General features: G+C 32.5%; 15 protein-coding genes. 1 reads left to right on the top strand and 14 read right to left on the bottom strand.

From position 1 onward, the window contains the following. Window positions 1–30: 30 nt before the first annotated feature. Window positions 31–2,529, bottom strand: a complete 2,499-nt coding sequence (locus ABMY20_RS01670) for a zinc-dependent metalloprotease (RefSeq protein ID WP_349264481.1) — start codon at window positions 2,527–2,529, stop codon at window positions 31–33. Window positions 2,530–2,701: 172 nt separating this feature from the next. On the opposite strand from ABMY20_RS01670, the gene ABMY20_RS01665 reads away from it, so the two are divergent. After that, window positions 2,702–4,654, top strand: a complete 1,953-nt coding sequence (locus ABMY20_RS01665) for a YgiQ family radical SAM protein (RefSeq protein ID WP_159613506.1) — start codon at window positions 2,702–2,704, stop codon at window positions 4,652–4,654. A 33-nt stretch (window positions 4,655–4,687) separates the two neighbouring features. Here the strand turns inward: ABMY20_RS01665 and ABMY20_RS01660 are convergent, their stop codons facing one another. The 13 genes from ABMY20_RS01660 to ABMY20_RS01600 all read right to left on the bottom strand — a co-directional run bounded on the left by ABMY20_RS01660 (window position 4,688) and on the right by ABMY20_RS01600 (window position 15,458). Beyond that, window positions 4,688–4,942, bottom strand: coding sequence for a hypothetical protein (locus ABMY20_RS01660; protein ID WP_047788492.1), 255 nt, complete (start codon window positions 4,940–4,942; stop codon window positions 4,688–4,690). A 140-nt stretch (window positions 4,943–5,082) separates the two neighbouring features. Further along, window positions 5,083–6,555: a nicotinate phosphoribosyltransferase gene (locus tag ABMY20_RS01655; RefSeq protein WP_349264480.1), complete on the bottom strand. Its 1,473-nt coding sequence runs from the start codon at window positions 6,553–6,555 to the stop codon at window positions 5,083–5,085. A gap of 69 nt (window positions 6,556–6,624) precedes the next feature. Further along, window positions 6,625–7,635: an ADP-ribosylglycohydrolase family protein gene (locus tag ABMY20_RS01650; RefSeq protein WP_159613585.1), complete on the bottom strand. Its 1,011-nt coding sequence runs from the start codon at window positions 7,633–7,635 to the stop codon at window positions 6,625–6,627. Between the two features lie 42 nt (window positions 7,636–7,677). Next, on the bottom strand, window positions 7,678–8,232 hold the full coding sequence (locus ABMY20_RS01645) for an NADAR family protein (protein ID WP_349264479.1): 555 nt from the start codon (window positions 8,230–8,232) through the stop codon (window positions 7,678–7,680). Between the two features lie 34 nt (window positions 8,233–8,266). Then, a complete protein-coding gene (locus ABMY20_RS01640) occupies window positions 8,267–8,992 on the bottom strand; it encodes a metallophosphoesterase (protein ID WP_349264478.1) in 726 nt (241 codons plus the stop codon). Window positions 8,993–8,997: 5 nt separating this feature from the next. Beyond that, complete coding sequence (locus tag ABMY20_RS01635) at window positions 8,998–9,552, bottom strand: RNA 2'-phosphotransferase (protein ID WP_349264477.1); 555 nt, start codon at window positions 9,550–9,552, stop codon at window positions 8,998–9,000. Window positions 9,553–9,604: 52 nt separating this feature from the next. Beyond that, window positions 9,605–10,573 (bottom strand): ADP-ribosylglycohydrolase family protein, encoded by a 969-nt coding sequence (locus ABMY20_RS01630; protein WP_349264476.1) that lies wholly within the window; start codon window positions 10,571–10,573, stop codon window positions 9,605–9,607. Window positions 10,574–10,591: 18 nt separating this feature from the next. Further along, complete coding sequence (gene prs, locus ABMY20_RS01625) at window positions 10,592–11,428, bottom strand: ribose-phosphate diphosphokinase (RefSeq protein WP_349264475.1); 837 nt, start codon at window positions 11,426–11,428, stop codon at window positions 10,592–10,594. Window positions 11,429–11,492: 64 nt separating this feature from the next. Continuing rightward, on the bottom strand, window positions 11,493–12,182 hold the full coding sequence (locus ABMY20_RS01620) for an NUDIX domain-containing protein (RefSeq protein ID WP_349264474.1): 690 nt from the start codon (window positions 12,180–12,182) through the stop codon (window positions 11,493–11,495). 116 nt (window positions 12,183–12,298) lie between these two features. After that, the gene (locus ABMY20_RS01615; protein WP_349264473.1) at window positions 12,299–12,838 is read right to left on the bottom strand and encodes a sigma-70 family RNA polymerase sigma factor; all 540 of its coding nucleotides are present in this window, start codon (window positions 12,836–12,838) and stop codon (window positions 12,299–12,301) included. 260 nt (window positions 12,839–13,098) lie between these two features. Then, window positions 13,099–13,434 carry a DUF3703 domain-containing protein gene (locus ABMY20_RS01610; RefSeq protein ID WP_349264472.1) on the bottom strand — a complete coding sequence of 112 codons (336 nt, stop codon included), beginning with the start codon at window positions 13,432–13,434 and terminating at the stop codon, window positions 13,099–13,101. Between the two features lie 51 nt (window positions 13,435–13,485). Next, window positions 13,486–15,099 (bottom strand): amidohydrolase family protein, encoded by a 1,614-nt coding sequence (locus ABMY20_RS01605; RefSeq protein ID WP_349264471.1) that lies wholly within the window; start codon window positions 15,097–15,099, stop codon window positions 13,486–13,488. Then, entirely contained in the window at window positions 15,099–15,458 is a 360-nt protein-coding gene (locus tag ABMY20_RS01600; protein WP_047788482.1) for a MauE/DoxX family redox-associated membrane protein, read from the bottom strand. The genes ABMY20_RS01605 and ABMY20_RS01600 overlap by 1 nt, the downstream gene beginning before the upstream one ends. Between the last annotated feature and the right edge of the window lie 2 nt (window positions 15,459–15,460).

Below are 15,460 nucleotides of genomic sequence, written 5' to 3'. Positions count from 1 at the left end.
ATCTACTAGATTGCTGTTATGTAAGAAAAATTAGTTGTTTGGGTTTAGAATAGTGTCTATTCTATCTGCTGCATCTTGTAAGTGGTAACGGGTTATTGTGTTACGAGTAGAAGGAATACTACGTTTAATATCTTTTTGTAAACGTTTTAGCTCTCCTCTTACCACAGGTTTAATATCTGATTGATTGATAGTAACCGCTGTTTGTTTAAAATAGCCTCTATCACTTCTTGGTGCTTTTTGGTCTTTTGCTTTGTTTAGTAAAAAGTCCAATCTGTCTAAATGTGCACGTTGTAAGTTTCTACGGTAAGGATCAATAGTTTTGTTAGCGTATACTTCGCTCCAAATACCTTTACGTAAATCACCCATCATTTCAATAAGAGAATATGCTTTAGTTCCGTTTAAAGTTTCATTCTCAATCATACGAGTTAACCTTCCAGTTTTTAAAACCCTATTTAAGGTTTGTACTTGTAAACCTCTAATACGCTCAATAATTCCAGAGTGTTGTGTTTTACTGATGATGTTTTCATCAATTAACCAAGTAGGAGTTTTAAACAATTCGTTATTTACAAATTTTAACGCTCTTTTTTGATGCTCTTTTGGAACGTGAATATATACAGCACCGTCTTGATCGGCAGTTTTAAAGTATTCATATACACCACCAATATTAGAACTCACATGTCCCATATATCTATTAAATTGCCCAACTACTTGTCCGTACATAGTTTTTAACTCTTCGTAAGTTTCACCATCTTCAGTAGTCCACTCTTCTAAACGAGGTAAAATACGTTGTAAGTTTTTAATACCATAAGCACTTGCTTTCATGGCATCGTCACCTAAATCTTCTGTTTGAGAACTAGGGTCAATGATATTACGAACTTGTTGGTGTCCGAATCTATACACAGGATTTCCTGCTTTTTCTTTAATCCACTGATTTAAGATTGTTTTTTCATCTTTAGCTGATTTATCTAAGATTGGTCTGTATCCCCAGTTGATAGCATATTTATCATAAGGTCCAATATTAGGCATTAAAGCAACTCCTTTGTCTTCTGGTTGTGCTACATAGTTAAAACGAGCATAATCCATGATTGAAGGAGCCGTTCCGTTCTTTTTTGTAAATTCAGCTGAACGTAAAGAATCTACAGGATATGCAACAGAACTTCCCATGTTGTGAGGCAATCCTAAAGTATGTCCAACTTCATGGGAAGAAACAAAACGGATTAAGCGTCCCATAACTTCATCTTTAAATTGATTTCCTCTTGCATCTGGATTGATTGCAGCTGTTTGTACAAAAAACCAGTTGTGTAATAAAGTCATTACATTATGATACCAGTTAATGTCAGATTCTAAAATTTCTCCTGAACGAGGGTCGCTAACGTGAGGTCCATTCGCATTAGGAATTGGAGATGCTAAATAACGAACTACAGAGTAACGTACATCTTCAGGGCTCCAATCAGGATCTTCTTCTTTAGTAGGAGCATCTTTAGCGATGATGGCGTTTTTAAATCCAGCTGCTTCAAAAGCAATTTGCCAATCTTCAATACCTTGTTTGATGTACTTACGCCATTTTTTTGGTGTAGCCCTGTCAATGTAGTATACGATTTGCTTCTTAGGCTCTACTAATTCACCTCTTTTAAACTTTTCTAAATCTTCGTCTTTTACTTCTAAACGCCATCTGTCTAAATAGGTAACCGATTTACTTTTTTGAACATCTAAACCGTAATCTGTTTGAGAACTCGTAAACCACCCTACACGTTCGTCAAAATAACGTCTTTTCATAGGTGTTTTAGGAAGTAAAATCATAGAGTTACTCAACTCCATAGTTACAGAACCTACACTTGAATTTGAAGGAGGGTTTCCAGCAATGTAAGTTTTCACATTTCTAACTTCTATGTTTTGAGGATAACTACTAATTCTGTCAATATAAGATCTCGTTTTATCCATTTTAGAAATCTTATAACGTTTTCTGCTTCTTTGTGGAAAAGTAATTGCTTTTACATCACCTTCAAAAAGAGGGCTAGCATCAATTACAGTAGCTGTTGAGTCTTTGCTAAATGCTTTGATTGGAAAAGCAAATAGGATAGGCTCAAAATTAGAGTTTACAACGGCTTCGTGTACCGGTAAAATGGTGTCTGCTACAACATTGTGAGAAACTACTTTTAGTAAAATTTGTTTCTTGTTTTTTACCCAACGTAACACTTGTGTATTTTGTTTTCCACCACCAAAACCAATACCGCTAGCTGTTTTAGCAATTCTAGTCACCATAAGCATTTCACGATTAAGAAGAGAATCTGGAATCTCAAATAAATATTTAGCATCTTTTGAGTGAACTTTAAACAAACCTTCGTCTGTTTTGTGTTTTTTGGTAACTACCTTTTCATAAGGTTGTATACCGCCCTTTTTAGGTTTGTCTTTTTTAGCAGTAGTTTCTTTTTTTGCGTTTTTTTTCTTCTTTCGCTGTGCTTCCGCATTCAAAGAAAATCCTAAAGCAAGAAATACCACTAAAATAGTTGAAAGTATTTTTTTAGTCATTGTAAAAATTAATTGAATAAATAAGTGCGGAATTTAGCAAAACTACTACCAGAATTATCTTAATTAATTGTTAAAGAGATGTTTTGATGTATAGTTTTTTCTTTATTTATAGCTAGTTTTCAGTTTTTTACTGTATTGTAGTGTAAATAAAACCCCGTACCTTTGCAGCGGCATGAGAATTAGACGACTTTCAGATTGGTTACCGACTACGAAAAAGGAGGTGAAGTTAAGAGGATGGGATGAATTAGACGTAATCCTATTCAGTGGAGATGCATATGTAGATCATCCATCATTTGGTCCTGCAGTAATTGGACGTATTTTAGAGAGTTACGGTTTGCGTGTGGCAATTGTTCCGCAACCAAGTGTACACGATAATTTACAAGATTTTGAAAAGCTAGGAACTCCAAGATTATTTTTTGCAGTTACCGGTGGTTGTATGGATCCCATGGTTAGTAATTACACGGCTAGTAAGCGCCGTCGTGATAAAGATGCTTACACTCCTAATGGAGATAAAGGGTTCAGACCTGATTATGCGACTTCAGTATATTCTAAAATTTTAAAAGAAAAGTTCCCAGATGTTCCTGTATTAATTGGAGGAATTGAGGCTTCGTTACGTCGTGTTACGCATTACGATTATTGGTCTGATAAATTATTACCAACGATTTTAGAAACTTCTAAAGCCGATATGTTGGTCTACGGAATGGGAGAGCAGCCACTAAGAGAAATTGTTGAGTTGTTGCAAAAGGGTGTGCCGTTTTCGAGCTTAAAAACGATTAAGCAGACAGCAGTTTTATTAGAAGAAGGTGAGAAAACTCCGAAAAATAAGAACTGGGACGATGTAGAAATTAATTCGCATGAAACTTGTTTGAAGGATAAGAAAGCCTATGCTTCTAACTTTAAAGTGATAGAGCAGGAGTCAAACAAATTATATGCACGTCGTATTTTTCAAAAGGTTGGGAATAAAAAGTTGATGATTAATCCGCCGTTTCCAACAATGACAGAGGAAGAAATTGATGCTTCGTTTGATTTGCCTTTTACACGATTACCGCATCCAAAGTATAACAAACGCGGACCTATTCCTGCGTTTGAAATGATTAAGTTTTCCATAAATATTCACCGTGGATGTTTTGGAGGGTGTAGTTTTTGTACTATTTCAGCACACCAAGGAAAGTTTATTGCGAGTAGAAGTCAGGAATCTGTTTTAAAAGAAGTAGATCAAGTTGCTCAAATGGATGATTTTAAAGGGTACTTATCTGATATTGGAGGACCGTCGGCAAATATGTATAAAATGAAAGGTAAAGTACAATCGATTTGCGACAAATGTGTTGCTCCGTCGTGTATTTCGCCAGTAATTTGTAGTAATTTAGATACCTCGCATAAGCCGTTAACAAAATTGTACCAAGCTGTTGATGCACATCCGAAGGTTAAAAAATCATTTATTGGAAGTGGTATTAGACACGATATGTTAGTGCCTGAGTTCAATAAAAATGCAGATCCTAAAGAGTTAGATGCATATACAGAAGAAGTGATGACAAAACACGTTTCTGGGCGATTAAAAGTAGCACCAGAACACACTTCTGATCCTGTACTAAAGTTAATGCGTAAACCGTCGTTTAAGTATTTTCATTTATTTAAAGATAGGTTTGATCGTATTAATATTAAAAAGAAATTAAAACTTCAATTAATACCATATTTTATTTCGAGTCACCCAGCTTGTGAGGCAGAAGACATGGCAAACTTAGCTGCGGAGACTAAAGATATGGGCTTTCAGCTAGAACAGGTACAAGGATTTACGCCAACACCTATGACTGTGGCTACGGTAATTTATTACAGTGGATATCATCCGTATACTTTAAAAGAGGTAAAAACTCCGAAAACTAAAAAGGAGAAGGAAGATCAGCACAAGTTTTTCTTTTGGTATAAAAAGGAAAATAAGCAATGGATTAAAGATACGTTAAACAAAGTTGGACGTACAGATTTATTGAAAAAGTTACTTCCAGAAGACACTTCTTGGCGAAAAAATAAAGCAGGAAAAGCTAAAAATACCTTTGATGATACTGTAACGTATAAACCATCAAAGCCTTCTAGAAGAAAGAATAAAGGTTTTAAAAAGAAGAGACGATAAAAATAAAAATCCGCTGTTAGGCGGATTTTTTATTTATGCTTCGTTTTCTAAACGGTTTCGTTTCATTTCAAAAGCTTCGGTAGCTTGTTTTATAATATTTAAGGTGTCAGAAGCTCTTACCATTACTTTTTCGAGTTCTTTGTCTAAGTCTTTTGACTGGATATCGAATAGTTGAACTTCAACCACACCAATTTTTTCAATTAAACTTTTTTGCGTGTTTTTAATGTCTTCCATTTTAACTAAAACAGAGTTCATTGTATCGAGTCTTTTCTGTTCTTGATCTGTCATAAGTTTCTTTTTTAGTTGCAATTAAGATATGAAAAAATCAAGAGTTAAGCAAATTAAGTAGTTTGTAAGGTGTTGGTATTTAGTGTTTTTAGTAGGTTTTTAAATAACAAAAAAGCAGGAGTAAAATTCCTGCTTTTTTGTTATTCTGAAAATTCTAATACGTTGTTTTTAGTACGGAGTCTTATTTCACTTAGTTTTTCATCAACCAACAATTTTCCGTCTTTAAAAACTTCTCGTAACTCGCCTTCTTGTTCTTCTTTCCAACTTACTTGATCGTGTAATGTATATTCTCCATCTTCTAGTGTTATTTTTAATAGCCCTTTAGCAGATTTTTTAGTTCCGTCATCAGTAATTGGATCTTTAAAGATTTCTCTTCCTTCTCCATCTACTTCTCCGTAAGTGGCTTTCATGGCAAATCCAAAGGTATCTCTGGTGTTGTATTGATAGGTAAAAGAACCAATTCCTAAGACTACGTTGGTAGATGCAAACCCTTTTTGTTTTAAACGTTCACAAATTTGTGTGGCTCTTTCAAGGGTAATGCTATCGCCATAAATAGTTCCAATATGACTATCTAGTTCTTTATATCCTTTTGTATTGGTTGTTCCTCCAAAAACTTCCCAAAGCAGCTGTATAACCCCTTTTTGTTCTTCTACTGTTTTACCATTTGGATTTCCGCAAATAATATCCACAGGATCACCACTGTCTGGTCTTATGACTACTTTTCCATCTCTGGCTAAGACTTCTTCTTTTAGATTAGGTAAGTATTCGGTAAGTACTTTCCATAAATCCCACGTATCAGAAACAATAGAAACGATACCGTTTGGATATACCTCAGTAATTAATCGTTTAAAAGTTTCTTCTTCACCAGTGTTAGTTCCCATACACATTACAGAGTGTTCAGTTGCCGCAACAGAACCACCAATCAACTCATTATCAGAATCTGCATTGTAATATTTTTCTAAAAAGTCCACAGCAGGTATAGTATCTGTACCAGTAAAACTTAATAAGTGACCAGCAGCACTCATTTCAGCAGCTTCTAAACCAGCCATTCCTCTCATAGAAAAGTCGTGTCCTTGCCAATCTACCATTTCAGGAACAGATGAGGTTTCTTGTGCGTATTTGTCTAATATTTTTCTGTACTGTTTTGCAATGGTTGCAGAATTACATGGTAACCAAACAGTGGTAGATAATAAAGTTTCAAAGTAATTGGTTAACCAAAAGAACTCTGGCAATGTATTATACATGGTAAACATAGGTACTCTGATAGGAACTTCTACACCTTCAGGTAATGCTTTAAAAGTCATAGGAATGTATCCTAAATCGTGTAATGCTGCAATATGTTCAATACCTACTGAGTTTTCACCTAAATAGTTATTAATTCTTCTACTGTATTGTTTGCAAATTTCTTCTTTTGGTTTGTTAAAAAAGTTGGTTTGAAAATCTTCAATTATATATTTTTTGATGAAGTATTGCAGTCCAAAAAAAACAACCTTCTCAACTCCTTGAATCCTACTTTTTCTTGGTGTCCAGTTTGAATATACTAAGGTAGTATTGTTAGGGTATTGTCTTCTGTGGTCTACTTTGTAACCGTCTGTATATAATAATGGATTCATAGTATGTTATTTTATTTGTGTCAAAATTACGCAAATTAAAATTAACTGACAATTAAATCTTTTGAAATTTTAGTTTATTTCCTCTAAATATTGATTAAAACGAGAAGATATTTCTTTTATATATTGTTTCCCTTCAACATTCTCAATCATAAAGTCAGGAAGGCTTCCAATTCCATACAATCCTGAGTTAATTCCTGTTGTTATAGATGCTACAGAGTCAACATCACCTCCAAGAAAAATAGATTTCTTAAGAGCATCAAAAGCACTTGTACTATTTTTTAAGATATATAGAACACTGCCTGTGGTATATTTTGAATCTGATGGCATACCGTTAATCCCATTTAAAAAATATGGTTTTCTTATCGGTTGATGTCCGCACAATGTTTCGTAATTACCCTTAGTTAATATCTCATTTGATTTTATCTTATTAACGGAGGTAAGGTAATTTTTATATTCATCATTTAGATTTACTTTTTCTATACAGTATTTTATGAGGTTTTCTTTATTTCCTTTTTTTACAAGTAAGTACTCAGTAGCTCTTGCAATGCATTGACTACTAAGTATGGCATTTATATTAGGATGTGTTGCGTTAGCATTAATCTTTGCATATTTATTAATGAGATTCGAAGGAATGAAACCTAATGGGACTGATCTCATGGCTGGAGCATTTCCTGGAGTTGACCTATTTCTTTGAAAGTTTTTAATTTCTTCAATTGTCATTTCTCCAGAGAAAAACCATCTCATTGACCCATGGCCATTTCTGCCGTGGCCTTTTTCATGTTTCCCTTTGTTGTATTCATCTTTCCATTTTTCTACTAATAAACTCTCATTAAACTCTTCTTTTGAATAGAGAGCTTTTATAAGTCCAATAGTCATTTCTGTATCATCTGTGTATTGCCAATCGTAATAATTTTCTGTAAAAGCACTTAACTTATCAGTTGAGATCTTAATTAAGTGGCGTACGTTGATGAACTTGGTAAAGTCTACATTTTTTTGAATCCAATTTCTATCTTGAAATTCTAAACCGGCACCAAAAGCGTCTCCTATAGCTATACCCAGTAAAACATTGTATAAATTCACAATTTTATGTTTAATTATATCCAAAATTTTGTAATCAAATGCTTATGAATTTTTGTTTAATAAATCTCTAACTTCCATTAAGGCATACCCTAATAAATTGTGCCCTTTCCATAACTCTGGATTAGTAACATTAGGGTTATCAGCAGCCATTCCAATTCCCCATATAGAATCAACAGGGCTTGCTTCTACTATAATTCTATCTTTTGTATTTAATAAAAATTCTTTTAAGTCTTTATTTTGAGAAAATTTAGCATGATTGGCTTTTACGACGATTTCGAATTTATGTTGATCCCATACTTCTGGAGAAAAGTTTTTAACCTTTCTTCCTAATTTTTTTACTTGGTGTGGTGTGCCAGCAGAAAGAATTTCTTGTAAAATATCTTCATCATTAAACACTTTTGCTTTGGCATCCATCATATAATGTTCGGCCGTAGGGTAGGTAGTTCCATCTACTTCAAAAGGTGACTCCCACCATTGACTAAAACAACTTTTACTTATGCTACCATCTTTATTGGGTTGATGCCCCCAAAAAAACAAGAATTTTAAGTTTTGATTGTTGTTGTAACGTGTTATTATTGTTTCATTATTATATTTCATAGTATTATTATTTAGATGAATTTATAAGAAAATTTTAATTTCTCCCTTTTTCATTTGGATACAAATTTTTTACTTGGTCACTTTGCCAAAACTCTTTGTTGTCGATATCCATGATTGTTAAACACCCTGTAAATGCAGCTCCAGTATCAATGTTCCATAAGTTTAAGGCGTTTATAGGTATTGATGAACTATAGCGTATAGTTGGGGTGTGACCAATGTATATTTCTGAGTAGTGTGTAAACCTTTCAGGATATAGTTCAGATTTTTCAGATAAGTTTTTATCAGTAGCCAACGCTGTTTCCCATAAGGTTCTATCAAAATGATAATTTAATTTAAATGTCTCTTTTTCAACTCCGTGCATAGAGGTAAATCCAGCATGAATAAACAAACGATTTTTACTATCGATATGGTAAGGTTTCATTTGTTGAAAAAATGCTAGATGTTCATTTTTTTGTTCTTCTGAATAAGATTCGTAACTCTTTTTGGTTTCTTCTCCACCATGTGCTAACCAAATGGTTTCACCTTCACCAGTTCTCAACCAATCTTCACACCACAAATCATGATTTCCTTTAATGAAAATACATTCATGCTTTTTGTTTAACTCTATTAAAAAATCAATGACTTGTGCAGATTCACTCCAACCATCTACATAATCACCAAGAAAAATTAAGGTATCTTCTATAGTGATTTTGGCTTTTTTAAAAACTTGGGGTAAGGCTTTTAAGCCTCCATGAATATCACCAATGACTAATGTTCCCATATCTATTATAAATCTTCAAAATTAATGAACTCAGTAGGAACAAGATTAGTTAGCCAAACTCCATTTTCAGATAAAAAGAACTCATAATTTTTTTTATGCATAACACCTGATTGAACAGTCAAAATTATAGGTTTACCTCTTCTACTGCCTACTTTTTTAGCAGTTTCTACATCGGAACTCAAATGAACATGTTGCCTACTCATTTTTTGTAATCCGTTTTCTTTTATGGAAGGAATAAATTTATCTACTGTTCCATGATATAAAAAGGGAGGAGGAGTCTTTGTTTCAGTTACTATGGTTACATTTTTTAAAGAGTGTCCTTGATTGGCTCTTATTTTTGTTTGATTTTCATTTAATGAAAATCGTTGTTTATCGTTGTTTTTTACAATAAACTCCAATTCATCTTTTGTAAAAGTAACTCCGTTGTTACTTGATTTGTTCAAAAGTTCTTCTACTGAAGCCCATCCGTTGATGTCTAATTTTAGCCCAATTTTTTCAGGCTGATGCCTTAATATCAGGCTTAAAAACTTACTTATTCTTTTTGTGTTCTTCTCATTCATTTTTTTCAATTTTATTCAAAAACGTAAGCAATGTTTGTTACGTTTTTATTGGTTAATTTTCATAACGATATTTTTTTGCGAATTGTTGACTTAAGAGAATAATATCATCTTTTTTTACTAATGAATCTATCCATTTTTGAGGTATATTATCAATTCCATAATACATACCAGCAATAGCTCCAACTACAGTAGCTGTGGTATCAGTATCATCCCCTAAATTTACAGCTTTTAAAACTGCCTCACTATAATTAGTAGTGTTGAGCAAACACCAAAGTGAAGCTTCTAATGTATCTATAACATAGCCACTGGAATTGATATCTTTTTCTTTTAAGTTAGATATATCTTGCTTTAAAATTCTAGAGAAATGATTTTGCTCGTAAGAAGAAATACTTCTTTCTGAAAAATAGACAGTAATTTCCTTTTGTATCTTTTTATATGAATCTACAATTGAAAATCCATTTAAAATATGTTCAGCTAATTTTAAATATATTAAACAAGAAATTGCCGATCTTATGTGGGGATGTGTTAGTGATGAAACATGCCAAATAATATTAAACTGGTCATTTATTTTTTTATCCTTTATGTAAAAGAGTAAAGGAACAATTCTCATTAATGAACCATTACCATTTGTATATTCATCATCAGAATATTTTAAAATTTCTAGTTCTTTATAGTCTTTTTTATTTATGATTTTTGAAAGTTGTTCAATCGCTTTTCGCGTTTGGATTCCGATATCAAAAACATTACCGTGTGGAGTCCATATCTCAGCATTCATCCATTGGATAAATTTATATGAAATATCCACTAAATCGTACCCTTGACATAAACTTTCAGCTAAACAAAATGTAAGAGAACTATCATCAGACCAAGTTCCTTTTGGTTGATGATGTGTTCCAAACTCTCTCATGTTTATTACAGGGTTTTGTTTTAACTCTTGCCTGTTTTTAAACTCCACAGGTACCCCTAGAGCATCAGCTACAGCCAATCCAATAAATGTTGACTTTATAATGTTATTTTTCATAGTAGTTTTTTATGATTTTTATAGCAATTTTCCCAATTCAATCTGTATGCAATTATCGTTTTCTATAGTTTTAAAACTATCTGTTGTAAAAATTTTGGTGAAGTGTTTTTCAAGTTCATCAAAACCTTTACTAAATATTCCGTGACTTATCGCTAAGTATAAGTTTCCTGCATTCTTAGCTTTTAGTTCTTTAGCTAGCCCTAGAAAAGTACCTCCACCATCACAAATATCATCTACTATCAAACAATCTTTTCCTTGTAAGTCATCAGTATATACTTTAAAACCTGTCAACTGACCTGTTTTTACGTTTCTGCTTTTTGAGCATTCAACTACTTCATAGTTTTGAAGGTAAGCAGCAACTTTGTATATCTTTTTTAAAGCACCACCATCAGGAGAGATTAATGTCAAATCTTCTGAAAGCTGTTGTGTAACTAGCTCTATAAATTTGTGATTATCGATAACCTTACAGTTATTCAATAGGGCAGGAGTTACCTCAGAATGTGGATCGAAAACAGTTACTGACTTAAAGTTTTGCGCATTTATAATATCTGCATATACTTTTACCGATAATGGTTCGCCTGATACCATTAATCTGTCTTGACGAGCGGCTGGAAAATAGGGAAGGACAACGTGTAACTTTGTAATCCCCATGTTTTTTAATGCATTAGTAGCCAATAAAAGCGTACCGATATCATTAAAAGACTGAATGCGATGTGTAATGGTAACTTCTGACACATTTTCAAGTTCAGAAATGATTTTAATATGTGGTTCCCCTCCTGAAAAAGTAAAGAAATTATAGTCTACATTGTTTTCTGTTCCGTAAGGAGCAAAGCTTTTATCTAAGTTTAAAATCATATTGCGTAATTTTTACACAAATATAATGCGGTTTTTTAAAATAAAAAATGTTTTAGTGTTTTTTTTACGCAAACTTAATTTCGAAGTGGAATCCTTTCTTTTCTAGTTCTTTATACTTCTTAGCATTAAACTTAAAAAGTTTTGCAGGTCTACCACTAGAAGGCTGGTGTATTTTGTCGGTTTCGGTAAGTATTCCAAAGCTCATAATTTTTTTTCTGAAATTACGTCTATCAATTTTTTGATTAAGGATTGTTTGATATAAATTTTCTAAATCAGAAAAAGGAAATTCTTTTTTTAGTAATTCAAAACCAATAGGTTGGTAGTTTATTTTGTTTTGAAGTCTTTGTAAAGCTGTGGTTAAAATACGATTGTGATCAAATGCTAGTTTGGGGAGCTCATGAATAGTAAACCATTGTACTTCAGCGGCATCAGTATCAGCACTAATTTTAAAATGATTGGGACTTACCAAACCAAAATAGGTAACAGAAATAACTCTGTTTCTTGGGTCTCTTTTGGGAGTTCCGAATGTATATAGTTGTTCAAGATAATCGATAGTAACTCCTGTTTCTTCTAATAATTCTCTTTCAACTGCATGTTCTAGTGATTCGTTTTCTAAAACCAATCCACCAGGCAATGCCCAAGCTCCTTTAAAAGGTTCGATGCCTCTTTTTATTAATAAGACAGAAAGTTCTTTTTGTTGGTAGCCAAAAACAACAGCATCTACAGCAACTTTTATATTTTGTGATATCTTCATTTAGTGTTGAATTTACACAAAGTTACGAAAGTTTTAAAAATTATAGATTCATATTTTAAACAAGGTACTTTTTAATTGTTTTTTTAATGTAGCTTGTGCAATTTGAATAATAAAACCTACTTACAAACTTTACAATCTTCTTTGTCTTGAATTTCACCTACTAATTTTCCTTCTTCGTTAAGTGAAAATCCACAGCAATCCATAAAACCTTGAGCAATTAATTTACGAGCACGTTGAATTTGAGATTTAGTGGTTGGTAAATTTTGTTTTAAAATGTCAGCAACTTCTTGCTGTTTTAAGCCTTTTATATCTGATAAAAATAGCGGCTCTCTATATTTTTTTGGTAAGCTTTGTAAGATTCCACGTAAGCAATCTTTCTCGGTATGCTCTTGTTCTTTTATGTCTGTTTGAACTTCAAAATTTTTAAATTCAATTGTTTGATTAGTATTCTTGAAGTAATCCATCATCGTATTCCGAGCAATCGTAAAAATCCAAGGTTTTAGTTTGGTGATATCGTTTAATGTATGAAGTTTAGTGTGAACTTTTATAAATGTTTCTTGTAAGAGGTCATCAGTCACAGTAGTGTCTTTCACCTTACTTAAAATAAAGTGTTTTATATCATCTGCGTATTTTTTCCAAACTTGTTGCGTTGTCATTCTATAAATTTACGAAAAATGCCACGTTGAATAAATAAACATTTGTTTTTCATTTTATTCAGCGTGACAAAACATTTAAAAATTGATTTAATTAACAGTTACAGTTGTTGCATGTGCAGTTTTCACATGTACAATTTGAGCAGTCATTTGTTTTACATCCTTCGCAAGTGCAGGTACATTGATTATTATTTTTCATGATATTATATGTTTTGTGTGTTCGTATAATAGACTAGGAAAAGAATAAAAAGATGCGTTTATTTTTAAAAATATTTTTGAAGTTCTTTTCTAATAGGAATAGGCTTCACTGCTGAAATGTTTGTACCTCCTGTATTCCCTGTAGGTACCCAAATTAAAGTGAATAAAATTGAAGCTATAATTCTAAAAAGTTGCCCAATAATTTCTTTACTACTGTTTGTTTTTATTCCGTAAACTAGCATCCAATAATGAGATAGAGTGTGTCTATAAACATGTTTTTGTCCTAATACATGAGCGTTTTCTAAATGATAAAAAGACACCTGAAAGCTTTTGCTTTTAAGTGCCTTTTTAGCTAAAGTTAACTGCTTGTAAAACTCCTGTTTTCGTTGTAGTTGTGTCATGATTTATTGATTTTGTAAATCAGACTACAACGAATAGAAAAAGATGCATTTTTAATTTACTTTTTCACCATTAATATAGGTTGCTAAAACTTTTGTATTCGGAATTTCTTTTCCGTCGATTTTCACGATGTCTTTGTCTAAAATGATAAAATCAGCTACTTTACCAACTTCTATGCTTCCTTTTTCTTTTTCTTCAAAGTTTGCATAAGCATTCCAAATGGTCATTCCTTTTAAAGCATTTTCTCTAGATAAAGAGTTTTCCATTTGATAACCTTTTTCGGGATATCCTTTTAAATCTTTTCTGATGGTTGCTGCGTAAAATGTATATAATGGACTAACATGTTCAATAGGAAAGTCCGTTCCTAAGGCAACTTTTCCATATTCTTTTAATAAATCATTATAAGCATAAGCGCCTTTAATTCTTTCAGCACCTACACGATTTTCAGCCCAATACATATCAGAAGTGGCATGTGTTGGTTGTATAGATGGAAGTACATTTTTGAATAGATTAAAATCCTTTACATCTACTATTTGAGCGTGCTCAATACGCCAACGTCTGTCAGTTTTGTTTTTTAATACTTCGTTATAGGTTTTTAACATCACATAATTGGCAGAGTCACCAATTGCATGGGTATTCATTTGATAGTTGGAGGCAGCAATTCTCTTAGCTAATTTTTGTAAGTTCTCATAAGAGTTTACCAAAGCACCATAATGTCCTTTTTTATCAGAATACTCGTCTTTAAGAGCAGCTCCTCGAGAACCTAGAGCTCCGTCAGAATAAACTTTTACTGAACGAACGTTTAATCTATCCGTTTTAATGATGCCATTGTTGAGGTAGTAATCAAGGTTTTTTTGATTGTTAGAAATCATAGCGTATATACGCATTTTTAAATCCCCCGATTTTTGTAAACTATCAATTAACTCAATAACTTCTTTATCTAAACCAGCATCGTCAACGGTAGTTAATCCTAAATCAAAACAGATTTTTTCAGCATCTTTTAAAGCTTGAATCTGTTCTTTTTTAGACGGTTTTGGATTGTTAATAAAGTTCATTGCATTGTCAATAAGCACCCCTGTTAGCTTACCGTCTTTTTTTATAAATTCTCCTCCGTCAATTTTTGAGTCAAGAGTTATTCCAGCTAAATCAATAGCAGCTTGATTGACTAACATTGCATGACCATCAATTCTACGAATAGTAACAGGTGTGTTTGGAAATATACTATCCAATTTTTCTTTGGTGGGAAACTCTTTTACTTCCCAATCATTTTGATCCCAACCACGACCTGTGATGTAGGTTGTATTCTTTTCTTTTTGGAAATCAATTAATCTTTGTAGTACTTCATCATAACTCTCAGTTCCAACTAAGTCTACTTTCTGTTGTTGTAAACCTAATCCGTAAAAATGACAATGTGCATCGATAAACCCGGGGTAAACAGGTTTGTTTTTAGCATCGATAAGATTAGTTGCTGTGTATTTTTTTTGTATTTCTTTATTGTTTCCTATGGCTATAAATTTTCCATCTTTAATAGCAAAACTTTCAGCGGTGTCAAAATTAGAGTTTACCGTGTATGTATAGGAATTAATAACAATAGTATCTACTTTTTCTTTTTGTTTGCAAGAAAGTAGGAAACTAAAAAAGAGCAGAGGGAGTAGTGTTTTTTTCATTAGTGTGTGTAAATTAAATAGGCAATATATAATAACAAAAACTGAAGAGGCACTCTTATAATGGCTATTTTCCTAGATCCAATTGCAGGTTTTTCTCTAAAAACATCCCAAATGTGAATAGGTAAGAAAATTAACATTAATAAAAACATTGCTAAGGCTGCTTGTTTGGTAGTTTGATTAATTAGTAATCCAATACCAATAAGCAGTTCTAATAAACCAGCTATGTAGTTTACAACTAATTTGGGAAGGAAATTAGGAATAAAGCGATTGAAAATCTTAGGTTTCACAATGTGCATAATACCTGCAAAGGCGAAAAATATTCCGAAAATAATTCTTAATGCTAATATTAATATATTCATTA

This window comes from Tenacibaculum sp. SSH1-16, assembly GCF_040104435.1.
GTDB lineage: Bacteria > Bacteroidota > Bacteroidia > Flavobacteriales > Flavobacteriaceae > Polaribacter > Polaribacter mesophilus.
Note: the sequence above shows the minus strand (reverse complement) of the source record. Positions and strands in the feature narration are given on the sequence as shown.

What these genes read in the sequence shown, in the direction of transcription:
- ABMY20_RS01670 (WP_349264481.1), bottom strand. Translation starts at nt 2,529, where the DNA reads ATGACTAAAAAAATACTTTCAACTATTTTAGTGGTATTTCTTGCTTTA.
- ABMY20_RS01665 (WP_159613506.1), top strand. Translation starts at nt 2,702, where the DNA reads ATGAGAATTAGACGACTTTCAGATTGGTTACCGACTACGAAAAAGGAG.
- ABMY20_RS01660 (WP_047788492.1), bottom strand. Translation starts at nt 4,942, where the DNA reads ATGACAGATCAAGAACAGAAAAGACTCGATACAATGAACTCTGTTTTA.
- ABMY20_RS01655 (WP_349264480.1), bottom strand. Translation starts at nt 6,555, where the DNA reads ATGAATCCATTATTATATACAGACGGTTACAAAGTAGACCACAGAAGA.
- ABMY20_RS01645 (WP_349264479.1), bottom strand. Translation starts at nt 8,232, where the DNA reads ATGAAATATAATAATGAAACAATAATAACACGTTACAACAACAATCAA.
- ABMY20_RS01640 (WP_349264478.1), bottom strand. Translation starts at nt 8,992, where the DNA reads ATGGGAACATTAGTCATTGGTGATATTCATGGAGGCTTAAAAGCCTTA.
- ABMY20_RS01635 (WP_349264477.1), bottom strand. Translation starts at nt 9,552, where the DNA reads ATGAATGAGAAGAACACAAAAAGAATAAGTAAGTTTTTAAGCCTGATA.
- ABMY20_RS01630 (WP_349264476.1), bottom strand. Translation starts at nt 10,573, where the DNA reads ATGAAAAATAACATTATAAAGTCAACATTTATTGGATTGGCTGTAGCT.
- prs (WP_349264475.1), bottom strand. Translation starts at nt 11,428, where the DNA reads ATGATTTTAAACTTAGATAAAAGCTTTGCTCCTTACGGAACAGAAAAC.
- ABMY20_RS01620 (WP_349264474.1), bottom strand. Translation starts at nt 12,182, where the DNA reads ATGAAGATATCACAAAATATAAAAGTTGCTGTAGATGCTGTTGTTTTT.
- ABMY20_RS01615 (WP_349264473.1), bottom strand. Translation starts at nt 12,838, where the DNA reads ATGACAACGCAACAAGTTTGGAAAAAATACGCAGATGATATAAAACAC.
- ABMY20_RS01610 (WP_349264472.1), bottom strand. Translation starts at nt 13,434, where the DNA reads ATGACACAACTACAACGAAAACAGGAGTTTTACAAGCAGTTAACTTTA.
- ABMY20_RS01605 (WP_349264471.1), bottom strand. Translation starts at nt 15,099, where the DNA reads ATGAAAAAAACACTACTCCCTCTGCTCTTTTTTAGTTTCCTACTTTCT.
- ABMY20_RS01600 (WP_047788482.1), bottom strand. Translation starts at nt 15,458, where the DNA reads ATGAATATATTAATATTAGCATTAAGAATTATTTTCGGAATATTTTTC.